Below are 13391 nucleotides of genomic sequence, written 5' to 3' on the forward strand. Positions count from 1 at the left end.
CAATCGGTGCGATTATCGCCCGTCATCTATTCCGAGGCCTGGATTGAAGTGATGAACAAGCCTGACCTGCCTTCGATTCCAGTGTTCAAGCTCTACGGTGAAAGCCTGGATTGGCCGACCCCCGACTTGCTGCACTGTGAGACCATTTCCAAACGCAGCCGCGAACATCAATGGGAAATCAAACCGCATCGCCATGCCGATTTATGCCAGTTGCTCTTCGTATTCAAAGGTCAGGCAGAGCTTGAAATCGAAGGTAAACGTACTCAACTGAGCGAACCGGCTATCCAGATCCTGCCACCACTGTCGGTGCACGGCTTCCGTTTTTCCGAGGATGTCGAAGGCTTTGTGGTCACGCTTGCCGCGCCGTTGATCGCCCATTTGCAGCAGCAACTGGGGCATTCGGTCAACGCCTTGGCCCAAGCGGAAAGCTATCCTGCGGGGCAGGACGGTGAGTACCTCAACAGTCTGTTCAGTGCGTTGCAGAATGAGTACACCAGCCATCAACCGGCGCGGGAAATGCTGATGCATTCGCTGGTCAGTGTGATCATGGTGTGGGTCAGCCGCCAGGTGATCCAGCGTCATTCAGCCAGCCAACGGCCGCAGCGTGCCCGCGAGTACCTCAACGGTTACATCCAGCTGGTGGAAGAGACCTATCGCCAGCACGTCAAGGTCGAGGACCTGGCCCATCGCCTGGGGATCTCCGTTTCCCATCTCAATGGCACGTGCCGTGAATTGGCCGGGCAGCCGGCATTGCAGATCATGCATGAGCGGCAATTGCTGGAGGCCAAGCGCTTGCTGACCTACACCAGCATGACCATCTATGAAATGTCCGACGTGTTGGGGTTTTCAGATCCGACCAACTTCACGCGCCTGTTCCGGCGTCGGGTGGGAATCTCGCCAAAGGCGTTCCGCGACCGCTTGAAGGCCGATCAGGACAACGAGGCCTGACGCCTTGGCTATCGAAGGGCGTTGAGGGTCGCGTTGTGGGGAATGCAACGCTCGAAATTGCAGCTGGCGTACTCACGGGGCAGATTGCGCAACTGCTCCACGCGCCAGGCTGCTGCGCCATACAACCCGAGCGTGACCGCGCAGGTGATGAAAATGGCCAGGTACCTTCTTGTTTTGATGTTCATGGCGTTGACCTCTGAACGAATACCCTGCGGTATTACCTTGAGCATAGGTCAGCGCGGATGAGTTGCCAGCCAGACAGGCTGTGCATTTGATCCGATATTCAGAACACTGATGAACCCCTGTGACCTTGTGAGAATCCCTGAACCCTGTGGGAGCCGGCTCGCTCCTACAGGGGCAGTGATGGATTTCGGGTTTTATCGCGACTGCGCCTGCTCCACCAACCAGCCCATCAATTCCCGCAACTTCGGTGAAGGTTCTGGTTTTTCCGGGAATACCAGGTAATACGCCAGTCCCGTCGTCACCTTCAATTCGAATGGCATGACCAGTCGTCCGGCATCCAGGTCGTCGCCGATCAACGACCAATCGCCAATCGCCACCCCCGTTCCCTGGGATGCCATCGACATCGCCAGATCAAGGGTCTCGAAGTGCTGGCCCTTGCCGACATTGCTCAGTTTCACATCCGCTGCTTTCAACCAGGCCTTCCAGTCCCGCTCATCGCGTGTGGGGTGTAGCAGCAGATGCTGTTGCAAATCGGCCGGAGTCTGCAGCGGTATCGGCCCTTCGAGCATGGGCTTGGAACAGACCGGTGTCAGTTGCTCGTCGAACAGTTTCTGCGACATCAGAGCAGTGTCTGGTGGTGTGCCGTACATGACCGCCGCATCGAATTGCTCGCGGTGAAAGTCCACACCGTGCTTGATCGTGGTGGTCAGCTCCACGGGGACATCCGGGCGTTCCTTTTGCCATTGCAACAGGCGCGGCAACAACCAGCGCATGACGCACGTCGGCGCCTTGAGTTGCAGGGTTTCACGCTTCTCGCCGATCTGCTCAACGGCCTCGTCGATCAATCCGAAAATCTGCTGCACCCGTGGCAGCCACTCCCTTCCTTCGGCTGTCAGGCTCAGGCCTCGCGCCTGGCGGATAAACAATTCATAACCGAGAAAATCTTCCAGCCCGGCGATCTGTCGGCTTACCGCTCCTTGGGTGATGTGCAGCTGTTCGGCAGTCCGGGTGAAGTTGCAGCACTGCGCGGTAATCAGAAAAGTATGCAGCGCCGGCAGGGGAGGCAGTCGTTTCATTGAGATCCAAGGTATGACGTGAGGACATGGCTAGTATGATTTTTTATCCATTGTTGCGGCTATGTGTCGCCCGTTCCAATGAGGCCATCCCTGGACCTGCGAATCCATCATAAACACAGCGCAGGCTCGGCGTCTCAAATCGAACAAGAAGGGCAATTCACATGGCGACGTGCGGCGAAGTGTTGGTCAAGTTACTCGAGAATTATGGTGTCGAGCAGGTGTTCGGCATTCCGGGCGTTCACACCGTGGAGCTGTATCGCGGGCTGGCCCGTTCGAGCATCAACCACGTCACACCACGTCATGAGCAGGGCGCCGGTTTCATGGCCGACGGCTACGCCCGCACCAGCGGCAAACCGGGTGTGTGCTTCATCATCACCGGCCCAGGCATGACCAACATCACCACCGCCATGGGCCAGGCTTACGCCGATTCGATTCCGATGCTGGTGATCTCCAGCGTGCAATCGCGCAGCCAACTGGGCGGCGGTCGCGGCAAGCTGCACGAACTGCCGAACCAGGGTGCATTGTGTGCCGGTGTAGCGGCGTTCTCCCACACCCTGATGTCGGCGGCCGAGTTGCCGGGCGTACTGGCCCGCGCTTTTTCGCTGTTCCAGGCCGGCCGTCCGCGCCCGGTGCACATTGAAATTCCGCTGGACGTCCTGGTGGAAGACGCCGACGACTTGCTCAGCAGCCTGCCGGTCACTATCGACCGCGCCGGCGCTTCGCCTTCGGCCGTTTCGCGCATGACTGACTTGCTGGTCGGCGCCAAACGTCCACTGATCCTCGCCGGTGGCGGGGCCATCGATGCCGCTGCCGAGCTGACTGAACTGGCCGAGTTGCTCGATGCTCCGGTGGCACTGACCATCAACGCCAAAGGCATGCTTGAGTCCGCGCACCCGTTGCTGATCGGCTCGACCCAGAGCCTGGTCGCCACGCGCGCGCTGGTCGCCGAGGCCGACGTGGTATTGGCCATCGGCACCGAACTGGCGGAAACCGACTATGACGTGACCTTCGCTGGCGGTTTCGAGATTCCCGGCAAGCTGCTGCGTATCGATATCGACCCGGACCAGACCGTGCGCAATTACCCGCCGCACGTTGCGCTGGTGTCTGACTCGCGCAACGCCGCACAAGCGTTGTTGAGTGCGTTGTCGCACAAATCCCTGGCCGAGCGCCGTAACGATTGGGGCCAGGTTCGCGCCGCCCGTTTGCGTGAAGAGCTGGCCGCGAGCTGGGATGCACCGACCCTGGCCCAGACGCGTTTCCTCGAGACCGTTTTGCAGGAGTTGCCCAACGCCGTGTTCGTTGGCGATTCCACTCAGCCGGTGTACACCGGCAACCTGACCTTCAACCCGGAACGCCCGCGTCGCTGGTTCAACTCGTCCACCGGCTACGGCACCCTCGGTTACGCCTTGCCGGCGGCGATTGGCGCCTGGCTCGGTGGCAGCGTTGAAAGCGGCGCCCGCCCGCCGGTTGTGTGCCTGATCGGCGACGGTGGCCTGCAATTCACCCTGCCGGAACTGGCCAGCGCCGTGGAAGCGCGCACACCAGTGATCGTGCTGCTGTGGAATAACCAGGGCTACGAAGAGATCAAGAAATACATGGTCAACCGTGCCATCGAACCGGTGGGTGTCGACATCTATACCCCGGACTTCATCGGCGTGGCCAAGGCCCTGGGTTGCGCTGCCGAGGCCGTCAGCGGTGTCGAGCCATTACGTAGTGCGCTGCGTGCCGCCACCGATCGCCAAGGCCCGACCCTGATTGAAATCGATCAGACCCAGTGGATGCAGGCGGTGTCGAAATGAACTTCCCAACTACACTGGATGGCCTGTACATCGACGGCCAATGGTCGGCAGGCAACGAACACCTGCGCGTGATCAACCCGGTAACCGAAGCGCTGCTGACCACCGTCAATGGCGGCGACGAACGTGCCGTCGAGCAAGCCGTCAGCGCGGCGACCAAGGCCTTCACCGACTGGTCGAAAACCACTGGCGCCGAGCGCGGCGCGATCCTGCGCAAAATCGCTGCGGGCGTGCAAGCCGGGCGCGAACAACTGATGCATTTGCAGTCGAGCAACAACGGTAAACCGCTGTTCGAGGCGGCCATCGACGTCGATGACGTGATCGCCACCTTCGAGTATTACGCCGGTCTCGCCGAAGGCCTGGATGCAAAACAGGACAGCGTCGTCGAATTGCCGACCGATGATTTCAGCGCGCGCCTGCGCCGTGAACCCTGCGGTGTGGTCGGCCTGATCGTGCCGTGGAATTTCCCGATGGTCACCACCGCATGGAAGCTGGCCCCGGCGTTGGCCGCGGGTTGCTGCGTGGTGCTCAAGCCTTCGGAAGTGACGCCGCTGCCGGAGCTTGAACTGGCCGCGATCATCGCTGAAGCCGGCGTGCCTGCCGGTGTGTTCAACCTGGTTTGCGGTACCGGCCTGGCCGTGGGTGCCCCCCTCTCGGCAGACCCGCGCATCGCCAAAATCTCCTTCACTGGCAGCAACGCGGTAGGCGTGCAGGTCATGCAGCGCGCCGCAGAAACCGTGAAGGGCGTGAGCCTGGAACTGGGCGGCAAATCTTCATTGCTGGTACTGGCCGATGCCGATCTCGACCTGGCGGTGGAAGTGGCGTGCGGCGGCGGTTTCTTCAACGCCGGGCAGATGTGCTCCGCCACCAGCCGTGTACTGGTCGCCGAGGAACTGGCTGAAGCGTTCCTGACGCGGATCAAGGCTCGTGCCGAAGCGATTCGCGTGGCGGACCCGTTCGACCCGAACGTGGAGATGGGCGCGCTGGTCAATCAGGCGCAATACCAACGCGTGCTTGGTCATATCGATCGCGGTTTGAGTGCCGGTGCGAGGCTGGTGTGCGGCGGTAATCGTCCGGCGGATCTGCCGCGCGGATATTTTTTGCAGCCGACGGTTTTCACCGATGTGCCCCTGGACAGTGCGCTGTGGTGCGAAGAGATTTTCGGCCCGGTGATCTGCGTGCGCCGTTTCACCTCCGAAGCCGAAGCGATTGCCCTGGCCAATGACAGCCAGTTCGGCCTGGTGGCCAGTGTGGTCACGCGTAACGCTGAAACCGCTGACCGTGTCGCCAACGCTTTGCAGGCGGGGCTGGTGTGGATCAACGCGCCTCAGGTGATCTTCCCGCAGACCGCTTGGGGCGGCTACAAGCAGAGCAGCATCGGCCGCGAATTGGGGCCATGGGGCTTGCAGGCTTTCCAGGAAATCAAACACGTGATTCGCGCCGTCTGAAGGCACGAAAAAGGTGAGCGCATGCCTCGCAAGGAGGCATGCGTCGGCGTCATGGCTTCGATGAGTTTTTATCGATAGTCAGCTGTTTTACACGACTTCAGGATGAACTCGCTGGCCCGGTAAAGCCCCCGAAAATACGAGGGGTAAACGCTGATCCAGTCGCGCGGATGCAACAGTTTCGACCTGCCTTATACCTACAAAAACAAAGGGAGTCCGTAATGGGCGAGCATGATCTGAACAGACGTCAATTCATCAAGACCGTGGGCGTAGCCTCGGTTGCAGCGGCCGCCATGAGCTTGCCGTTCGTCAAGGCCAATGCCAGCGATACCCGCTTCACCGGCAAGACCCTGCGCCTGCTGACCTGGTCCGATGACACCGGCCTGGCTGCATTGCGCAATATCGCTGCGACATTCGAAGACAAGTACGGCTGCAAGGTCATCGCCGACCGCACCGGCAGTACTTCGGAAATGGTCGCCAAACTCAAGGCCGGCGGTGATCGCCCGCAGTACGACATCATCACCCTGGCCGGCGTCGGCGCCGAAGGTCTGGCCGCCGCCAACCTGTTGGAAAAGCCCGACCTCAACCGCATCCCCAACATCGTCGATGTGCCGGAAAAATACCGCACCGGCGCCAATGGTCACGGCATCGGTTACCTGCTCTGGTGCAACAGTCTGGTCTACAGCACGCGCACCCAGAAAGAAGCGCCGACCAGTTACGCCTCCCTGTGGGACGCCGACGCGGCACCGAACATCTTCCTGCCGCCACCGAACTGGACCGAGGCCATGGACCTGATCATCATCGCTGCCAAACTGGCCGGCGGTGACGAGCACAACATCGAGCCTGGCTTCAAGAAACTCGCCGAACTGAAAGATCGCGTGGTTACCCTGGGTGAAAACCCGAACCAGATCGCCGAACTGTTCCGCACCGGTTCCCTGGACATGGGTGGCCTGTACGCGCCGGCGTTCTTCCCGAAACAGATCCGCGATCCGAACTACGGCCTGGGCGCCACGTTCGGCATGAAGGAAGGTTTCTACACCGACCTGATGCTGTCGGTGATGCCGAAGAATCGTCCGGGCGACACCGACATGGCGTACGCCTTCATCAACCATTCTCTGGACCCGCTGGTGCAGGGCAAGATGGCTGAGGACATCTACAACGGTCCGGTCAACGCGAAGGCGATCATCTCCGCCGAAGCGCGCAAGAGCCCGTACATCCTCACGCCGGAGCAGATTGCCGAGAAGGCGATCATGCACGACAACGCTTTCCTGGCGACTGTGCATGACCAATGGATTCGTCGTTACACGGAAATCTTTTCTTCCTGATTTCTGAGGTTCAAGGATTTTTTGTGGCGAGGGAGCTTGCTCCCGCTCGGCTGCGCAGCAGCCGCATAACCAGGCTCCGCGTTCTATCAGAACCAACGCGGTGGGTGATTGGGGTCGCTAAGCGACCCAGCGGGAGCAAGCTCCCTCGCCACAGGTTCTTGCTCGATCTCAGTCTTGCTGCTTTCCATTGACGAGACCCTTTGCTATGGAACACCAACCTTTGACCCACCCGGTGAGTGCCGTGCCCACGCGCGCCAATCGCGGTGTTTCGCCGACCGCGCGTGCCTGGTTTTTCCTGACACCGTCGATGCTGTTTCTCGGCGTGCTGATTGCCGCGAGCCTGTTGGTACTGCGCATGAGCGTGGGCACCAAGGGCGCGGAATGGTCCGGGTTCAGCCTGGCCAGTTACGCCCAATTGCTGGAACCCTACTACCTCAAATCCCTGATGCTGACCCTGCGCCTGGCGTTGATCAGCGCGGTGATCGCCGTGATCCTGGCGATTCCGGTGGCCTACACCATGTCGCGACTGACCTCACCGTTCGTGCGTCGGATCTTCCTGGCGGCGGTGCTGTTGCCGTTGTTGGTCAACCTGTTGCTGCAAAGCTACGGCTGGCTGGTGATTCTCGGCCCGGGCGGCATGCTCAACCAGGCACTGATGGGGCTGGGCCTGATCAAGCGTCCCATCATGCTGCTGTACAACCAGAACGGCGTGTTGATGGGTCTGGTGCAAACCGCGTTTCCATTGGCCGTGTTGCCGATCGCCAGCGCCATGCGCGGTGTCGCCCGCAGCTACGAAGAAGCCGCCGCGACCCTCGGCGCCAGTCGCTTCCAGGTGTTCCGCCAAGTGGTATTGCCAATGAGCCTGCCTGGGATCATTACCGGTGCAACGTTGGTGTTCGCCTACAACGCCAGCAGTTTCGTGGTGCCGCTGCTGCTCGGTGGCCGTCGAGTGCCGATGCTGGCGGTGATGGTGCATGACCAGATCGCCCCGCTGATGAACTGGCCCGCCGCATCCGCTGCCGGTGTGGTGCTGATCGTCACGACACTGGCGATCATGACCTTGTCCGAATACATAACCGGCCGTCGTCGACGCATGCTGGAGGCTTCGCAATGAGTACCCTGACCAAGAAGCGTTATGGGCTGTTGCCCGGCGAGACCGGCAAGTTCGCCGGCATCCTTTCCGGCTTCATTCTGCTGCTGGCGGTGCTGCCGATCCTGACCATGATCGTCATGTCCTTCAGTGGCGCATCGAACCTTGATTTCCCGCCGAGCAGCTACAGCCTGCAGTGGTACAAGGCCGCCTGGCACACCTTCGTCTCGCCCGATTCCAGCGACGTGTTGAGCCTTGGCCAGGCCATGACCACCAGCCTCATGGTGTCGTGCCTGACCATGGTCTTCGCCACGATCATCGCGGTGCCGGCAGCGTACGCGTTGACCCGTTGCGAGTTCCGCGGCAAGGCCGTGGCACTGCAACTGATGTCGTTGCCACTGGTATTCCCGATGGTGGTGTTGGGGCTGGCATTGTTGCTGGTGTTCGACAGCCTGCCATTCCACATGACCACCTCGCGATTGGTGATTGCCCACGTCATCCTGGCGTTGCCGTTCGTGGTGAAGAACTGCACGGCGGCCATGCTTTCCATCGGCAGCGAAGTCGAGGAGGCCGCACAGATGCTCGGCGCCTCACCGCTGCGGGCGATTGTCGACGTGGTGGTGCCGTTGATGAAGTCGGGGATCCTGGCGGGCATGCTGCTGGCGTTCATCGTCTCGTTCAACGAATTCACCGTGACCTATTTCCTCTACACCATCGATGTGATGACCGTGCCGATCTGGATGTACAGCCGCACTGTGTCTTCGCTCGACCCCACCGTTTTCTCGTTTGCCGTGCTGATCGTGTTGATCGACTTTGTCCTGATTTGGGCACTCGAAAAACTGGTCGGTGAAGGTGGCGTTTCGTTCTGATTTCTTGAGGTGATTCTTATGTCTGGTCTGATTCTGGAAAACGTCGAGAAACATTACGGCTCGGCCTGCGCGGTAAAAGATGTAAACCTGCATTTGCCCGAGGGCAAACTGGTGTGTTTCCTCGGTCCTTCGGGCTGTGGCAAAACCACATTGCTGCGCATGATTGCCGGGCTGGAAACCCTGAGCGGCGGCGAGATACGCCTCGACGGTGAAGACATTGGCCATACCCCGGCGCACCTGCGTAATTTCGGCATGGTGTTTCAGTCCCTGGCATTGTTCCCGCACATGACGGTGGGGGAGAACATCGCCTATCCGCTGAAACTGCGTGGGGTCAGCAAGGCTGACCAGCAGGCGCGGGTGGTGGAGTTGCTGGAGTTGATCCAGCTGCAACCGATGATCAATCGTCCGGTCGCCAAACTCTCGGGCGGCCAACGCCAGCGCGTGGCGATTGCCCGGGCGATTGCTTCGCACCCGAAAATCCTTTTGCTTGACGAGCCGCTGTCGGCGCTCGATGCCAAGTTGCGTGAGTCAATGCAGGTGGAAATCCGTCAGCTGCAACAGCGTCTGAACATCACCACCATCATGGTCACCCACGACCAGCGCGAGGCCATGACCATGGCCGATATCGTCGTGGTGCTGGGTGAGCACAAGGTGCAGCAGGTGGGTACGCCAATCGAGATTTACCGTCATCCGGCCAACGAATTCGTCGCGGATTTCATCGGCTCCGGCAATATTTTCCCGGCCACGGTACTGGGTAACGGCCAGGTGAGTTTGCCGGGCGGGGACGCGCTGAAGGTGCCAATCTGCAGCAGCATCGTGGTTGGCGAGAAAGTGAAGATGCTGATCCGCCCGGAAGACCTGCAACTGTCGGCACCACAGGCCACGGCGGGCAACCGCTTGCTGGGCAAGGTGACGTTTGTGCGCGATATCGGCGCGACCATCGAGACGACGGTGGAGTGTTCCGGGGTGACGTTCACTGCGCTGAGCACGCCGTGTCAGGGTTTTGGTTTGAGCGTCGGGCATCCGGTGTCGGTGACCCTTCCTGCCGAGGCTTGTCGGGTACTCGGCGCCTGATCCAGGGTTTGTATTGCCTCAAATGGCCTCATCGCTGGCAAGCCAGCTCCCACAGGGCTCGGCGGTGTTCACACTAACGTGTGACCACCCACAATCAGTGTGGGAGCTGGCTTGCCAGCGATGGCGTCAGCTGTAACAACAAAAAATCTGGATCAGACGCTCAAACGCAACCGCGCCAAATCCCTCAAGGGTGGAGCCCCGAACAACCGACTGTACTCCCGGCTGAACTGCGAGGGGCTTTCATACCCCACGCGATACCCGGCCGCCGAAGCCTCCAAGCCTTCCGCCAGCATCAAACGCCGCGCTTCCTGCAGGCGCAGCTGTTTCTGATACTGCAGCGGACTCATCGCCGTCATCGCCTTGAAGCGGTGGTGCAGCGTCGACACGCTCAAGTTCACCTCTTTGGCCAGATCATCGATGCGCAGTGGCTGTTCGAAGTTGCCATTGAGCCATTTGATCGCCTGGCTGATGCGATGGCTCTGGCTATTGGCAATGGCGATTTCGTACAACCTGTGCCCCTGCTTGCTGCGCAACAGCCGATAGAGAATTTCCCGACGAATCAGGGGCGCGAGCATGGCGATGTCCTTCGGCGTGTCGAGCAAGCGTGCCAGGCGTAGCACGGCGTCGAGCATCGCGCTGTCCAGCCGTTCGACGTACAAGCCGCGTCCGGTCGGGCGGGTTGGCACACCGATCGGGCCGGCGTCGGCAATCAGCGCGGAGATTTCTGCGGGGTCGATGTCCAGCCGCACAGCCAGGATCGGCTCCTCGGCCGAAACATTCACCACTCGACCACTGAGCGGCATCGAGACCGAGACCACCAGGTAATTGAGCGGGTCGTAATTGAAGAACTCATCGGCCAGCCGTACTTCCTTGCGGCCCTGGGCCATGATGCACAGCGCGGGTTGCGCGAGCACCGGGGCGAATTCGTGGTTTTGACTATGGCGTGACATGAACAGCGAGCCCACGGCGGTGGCATAACTGCCATCTTCCGCGGTGTTGCGACGAATGATCGCCGCCAGTTCCGCACGCTGTTTCTCCATCTCGATGTCCAGCGCAGCTTCAAAGTGATCGAGTGACGACATGCAAGGCATCCTCGGCAAGGTGATGGGGCAAAGCATATGTTTGTGCAAGCCGCGGTGGTAGACACATTCTGTCGAATGCTTGCCTGATTCTGCATGAGGATGTTTTTTCGACCCCGCAAGCGAGAGCGTAGAGCCCCAAAGTTGCTTGAAACTCAGAAGGCAGAGCCGTGACAGTGTTTTACACAATGTTGCAGGCAGCCCGCGTACTTTCGCAGGATTGTGCAACGCGGCGGCAGAAATCGACTAACGGAAAACCCGCAGTGGCCCTTAACCTTTGATCCTGTCGCAGCCCGTCCCCCGGCTGCCACTCGACTCCCCGGGAGGGTTGAACCATGTCCAAGCAAATCCCTGTCAGTCATATGGCTTTCGTTCGAGCGCGCGCCGGGCGTTCACAAGAACTCGGTTTGCGCCTGAGTGCGTTGATCGAGCCGTCCCGTGCAGCGCCAGGCTGCCTGAGCTTTACCTTGCAACACTCACAATGCGATCCGGATCTGTGGCTGGTGTCCGGCTTCTGGAGCAATCAACAGGCGATGTCCGCGTACTTCAACACCCCGGCCATGGAGATTTTTGCCGAGCTGGTGCAGGAACTGGTGGTCAACAGCCTGGATTTCCATACCTTCAAGGATGTCTCGCAGGCGCAGGCCTTGCGTCAGTCCGGGGTAGCGGTACACAAACTGGCCGGTTGAGGGTTTAATGGCTGCATTCTCAACCAGCCAGGATGCGCGACATGGCACGCAAAGCCTTTGAAACCTTCGAAGCAGTATCGGCCGTAATCCCCCGTGAAGGCGGGTATTACGCGGCAATCGCGACCAAAGCCATTGGCGGCTCCGGTGCGCCTCGTTTCAACAAACTGCTGGAGGAGCAGACCTTCAAGACCGCCAAGGAAGCGGACGAAGCCGCCGCCCTGCAACTGACCCATCTCAAGGGCGTTGGCGAAGACGGCGAACTGATCTGGTAATTACTTCGCCGCTCCTGGGCGGTACATTTTGAACAATGCCTCAGGTCCCAGCTGGAAGTAATCCGCTGGCCCGCCGCCGCGCAGAATCGGTTCTGCCGCGGCGGTGTCGTATACCCCATCCTTCAGCAGCCATTTGGCGATATGCACGGCGACCACTTCGCCGAGGATCAGCCAACTCGGCACCACATCGCCGTCCGCTCGTTGCAACTGAATGATCTGCGTGACCTTGCATTCGAAAGACACCGGGCTTTCGGCAACTCGCGGCACCTGAATGATTTTCGACGCCACGGGGGTCAGCCCGGACAATTCGAATTCATCGACTTGCGGCTCGACCATGGCGCAACTCTGGTTCATCTGTTCGGCCAATGGCCGGGTGGCCAGGTTCCAGGCGAACTCGCCGGTCTGTTCAATGTTGTTCAGGCTGTCTTTGCGCCCGACGCTGGAGAACCCGATGATCGGCGGAATGTAGTTGAAAGCGTTGAAAAAGCTGTACGGCGCCAGGTTCAAGCGGCCGTCGGCATCCTGGGAAGAAATCCAGCCGATGGGGCGCGGGCCTACGATTGCGTTGAATGGATCGTGGGGCAGGCCGTGGCCGTTGCCGGGTTCGTAGTAGTGGATGTCGTCGGGCATAGGCTTTTGTTCCTGAGGACTTGATTCGCAAGAGCGTCATAGTGCAAGGGCAAACCGCTAATTTCCAGTCAGAAAAAAATCCTGTAGGAGCGAGCCTGCTCGCGATGCGGTCCGTCATTCAACATCTCAATCGACTGACAGTCAGTCATCGCGAGCAGGCTCGCTCCTACAGATTTTGTGATCAGTGCACAAATTTTCAATGCTCTGGAAAAGACCAGGCCCGGCCGAAGCCGGGCTGTGGTGCCACGGGTTGTGGATTAGCTGACGGACGCACCGCCGGTGCGGTCATAACCATCTTCAGCGACAGTGGCGCCGCCGGTGCGGTCGTAGCCGTCTTCAGCAACGGTGGCGGAGCCAGTACGGTCATAGCCGTCAGCGGCGACAGTAGCGGAGCCGGTGCGATCGTAGCCATCTGCTGCAACGGCGGAACCGGTGCGGTCGAAACCGTCGGCGGCGAAGGTGTTGGCGGCCAGTACGGACAGGGCGATGGCGAGGAACAGTTTGGTTTTCATCTTCATTCTCCAGATTCTTTGGCGTGGTGTGTCTTGGGCATGGGTTTCATGCTACGCCAGTTAAACTGATTAAAAAGCGCAAAATAATGCTAAAAACAATCGATTAAGTAGATATTAACGCCGTCAGACGGTTCCGCTTTCAGGGACTGAATGGGCGTATCGCACTTGATCGATCAGGCCGTTTGAGGATGGTCAGCAAGCATTAACTCGTGATTAATCTGCAGTGGTGTGTCGTTAACAAATTGTTTAATCAATGGCCGCGAATGTCGGCAGTGTATTTTTCAAAAAAAAAGGGCAGACCCGAAGGTCTGCCCTTTTTGCTGAAGCGCGCCTGGACTTAGTCCGTGACGATCCGCGAATGCTTGCGGGTGTCTTTCATGGTGATGTACACCAGCAACGACAC

At 59.8% G+C, this 13391-nt stretch carries 14 protein-coding genes; 9 read left to right on the plus strand and 5 right to left on the minus strand.

Annotation, left to right across the window (positions count from 1 at the left end):
* Nucleotides 1–51 precede the first annotated feature (51 nt).
* Nucleotides 52–948, plus strand: coding sequence for a helix-turn-helix domain-containing protein (locus D8U69_RS01595; RefSeq protein WP_056852713.1), 897 nt, complete (start codon nt 52–54; stop codon nt 946–948).
* A gap of 8 nt (nt 949–956) precedes the next feature.
* On the opposite strand, the gene D8U69_RS29390 is transcribed toward D8U69_RS01595, so the two are convergent.
* Together D8U69_RS29390 and D8U69_RS01600 are read right to left on the minus strand one after the other, a co-directional pair.
* The gene (locus D8U69_RS29390; protein WP_162837843.1) at nt 957–1133 is read right to left on the minus strand and encodes a hypothetical protein; all 177 of its coding nucleotides are present in this window, start codon (nt 1131–1133) and stop codon (nt 957–959) included.
* Between the two features lie 192 nt (nt 1134–1325).
* Nucleotides 1326–2207 (minus strand): LysR substrate-binding domain-containing protein, encoded by an 882-nt coding sequence (locus D8U69_RS01600; protein WP_056852711.1) that lies wholly within the window; start codon nt 2205–2207, stop codon nt 1326–1328.
* A 161-nt stretch (nt 2208–2368) separates the two neighbouring features.
* Between D8U69_RS01600 and D8U69_RS01605 the strand changes: the two genes are divergently transcribed.
* The 6 genes from D8U69_RS01605 (at nt 2369) to D8U69_RS01630 (ending at nt 9806) form a co-directional block, all read left to right on the plus strand.
* Nucleotides 2369–4006, plus strand: coding sequence for a 5-guanidino-2-oxopentanoate decarboxylase (locus tag D8U69_RS01605; RefSeq protein WP_130906548.1), 1638 nt, complete (start codon nt 2369–2371; stop codon nt 4004–4006).
* Complete coding sequence (locus tag D8U69_RS01610; RefSeq protein WP_130906549.1) at nt 4003–5451, plus strand: aldehyde dehydrogenase family protein; 1449 nt, start codon at nt 4003–4005, stop codon at nt 5449–5451. The genes D8U69_RS01605 and D8U69_RS01610 overlap by 4 nt, the downstream gene beginning before the upstream one ends.
* 218 nt (nt 5452–5669) lie before the next feature.
* The gene (locus D8U69_RS01615) at nt 5670–6773 is read left to right on the plus strand and encodes an extracellular solute-binding protein (protein WP_056852708.1); all 1104 of its coding nucleotides are present in this window, start codon (nt 5670–5672) and stop codon (nt 6771–6773) included.
* Nucleotides 6774–6978: 205 nt separating this feature from the next.
* Nucleotides 6979–7887 carry an ABC transporter permease gene (locus D8U69_RS01620; protein ID WP_056852707.1) on the plus strand — a complete coding sequence of 303 codons (909 nt, stop codon included), beginning with the start codon at nt 6979–6981 and terminating at the stop codon, nt 7885–7887.
* Complete coding sequence (locus D8U69_RS01625; RefSeq protein ID WP_056852706.1) at nt 7884–8732, plus strand: ABC transporter permease; 849 nt, start codon at nt 7884–7886, stop codon at nt 8730–8732. The genes D8U69_RS01620 and D8U69_RS01625 overlap by 4 nt, the downstream gene beginning before the upstream one ends.
* A gap of 18 nt (nt 8733–8750) precedes the next feature.
* Nucleotides 8751–9806, plus strand: coding sequence for an ABC transporter ATP-binding protein (locus D8U69_RS01630; RefSeq protein WP_056852705.1), 1056 nt, complete (start codon nt 8751–8753; stop codon nt 9804–9806).
* Between the two features lie 152 nt (nt 9807–9958).
* Here D8U69_RS01630 and D8U69_RS01635 read toward each other — a convergent pair whose 3' ends face one another.
* Nucleotides 9959–10888 carry an AraC family transcriptional regulator gene (locus tag D8U69_RS01635; RefSeq protein WP_056852704.1) on the minus strand — a complete coding sequence of 310 codons (930 nt, stop codon included), beginning with the start codon at nt 10886–10888 and terminating at the stop codon, nt 9959–9961.
* Nucleotides 10889–11220: 332 nt separating this feature from the next.
* Between D8U69_RS01635 and D8U69_RS01640 the strand changes: the two genes are divergently transcribed.
* Both D8U69_RS01640 and D8U69_RS01645 read left to right on the plus strand, forming a co-directional pair.
* Nucleotides 11221–11574, plus strand: a complete 354-nt coding sequence (locus D8U69_RS01640) for an antibiotic biosynthesis monooxygenase family protein (RefSeq protein WP_130906550.1) — start codon at nt 11221–11223, stop codon at nt 11572–11574.
* 41 nt (nt 11575–11615) lie between these two features.
* Complete coding sequence (locus tag D8U69_RS01645) at nt 11616–11846, plus strand: hypothetical protein (protein WP_056852702.1); 231 nt, start codon at nt 11616–11618, stop codon at nt 11844–11846.
* Here the strand turns inward: D8U69_RS01645 and D8U69_RS01650 are convergent, their stop codons facing one another.
* Entirely contained in the window at nt 11847–12476 is a 630-nt protein-coding gene (locus D8U69_RS01650) for a flavin reductase family protein (RefSeq protein ID WP_130906551.1), read from the minus strand.
* A gap of 257 nt (nt 12477–12733) precedes the next feature.
* Nucleotides 12734–12988 (minus strand): hypothetical protein, encoded by a 255-nt coding sequence (locus D8U69_RS01655; protein WP_056852700.1) that lies wholly within the window; start codon nt 12986–12988, stop codon nt 12734–12736.
* Nucleotides 12989–13391: the final 403 nt, after the last annotated feature.

Origin of the sequence: Pseudomonas sp. Sample_16 (assembly GCF_004307665.1) — a bacterium.
Classification (GTDB): domain Bacteria; phylum Pseudomonadota; class Gammaproteobacteria; order Pseudomonadales; family Pseudomonadaceae; genus Aquipseudomonas.

What these genes read in the sequence shown, in the direction of transcription:
- D8U69_RS01610 (WP_130906549.1), top strand. Translation starts at nt 4,003, where the DNA reads ATGAACTTCCCAACTACACTGGATGGCCTGTACATCGACGGCCAATGG.
- D8U69_RS01630 (WP_056852705.1), top strand. Translation starts at nt 8,751, where the DNA reads ATGTCTGGTCTGATTCTGGAAAACGTCGAGAAACATTACGGCTCGGCC.
- D8U69_RS01640 (WP_130906550.1), top strand. Translation starts at nt 11,221, where the DNA reads ATGTCCAAGCAAATCCCTGTCAGTCATATGGCTTTCGTTCGAGCGCGC.
- D8U69_RS01595 (WP_056852713.1), top strand. Translation starts at nt 52, where the DNA reads ATGAACAAGCCTGACCTGCCTTCGATTCCAGTGTTCAAGCTCTACGGT.
- D8U69_RS01625 (WP_056852706.1), top strand. Translation starts at nt 7,884, where the DNA reads ATGAGTACCCTGACCAAGAAGCGTTATGGGCTGTTGCCCGGCGAGACC.
- D8U69_RS01615 (WP_056852708.1), top strand. Translation starts at nt 5,670, where the DNA reads ATGGGCGAGCATGATCTGAACAGACGTCAATTCATCAAGACCGTGGGC.
- D8U69_RS01605 (WP_130906548.1), top strand. Translation starts at nt 2,369, where the DNA reads ATGGCGACGTGCGGCGAAGTGTTGGTCAAGTTACTCGAGAATTATGGT.
- D8U69_RS01655 (WP_056852700.1), bottom strand. Translation starts at nt 12,988, where the DNA reads ATGAAAACCAAACTGTTCCTCGCCATCGCCCTGTCCGTACTGGCCGCC.
- D8U69_RS01600 (WP_056852711.1), bottom strand. Translation starts at nt 2,207, where the DNA reads ATGAAACGACTGCCTCCCCTGCCGGCGCTGCATACTTTTCTGATTACC.
- D8U69_RS29390 (WP_162837843.1), bottom strand. Translation starts at nt 1,133, where the DNA reads ATGAACATCAAAACAAGAAGGTACCTGGCCATTTTCATCACCTGCGCG.
- D8U69_RS01635 (WP_056852704.1), bottom strand. Translation starts at nt 10,888, where the DNA reads ATGTCGTCACTCGATCACTTTGAAGCTGCGCTGGACATCGAGATGGAG.
- D8U69_RS01645 (WP_056852702.1), top strand. Translation starts at nt 11,616, where the DNA reads ATGGCACGCAAAGCCTTTGAAACCTTCGAAGCAGTATCGGCCGTAATC.
- D8U69_RS01650 (WP_130906551.1), bottom strand. Translation starts at nt 12,476, where the DNA reads ATGCCCGACGACATCCACTACTACGAACCCGGCAACGGCCACGGCCTG.
- D8U69_RS01620 (WP_056852707.1), top strand. Translation starts at nt 6,979, where the DNA reads ATGGAACACCAACCTTTGACCCACCCGGTGAGTGCCGTGCCCACGCGC.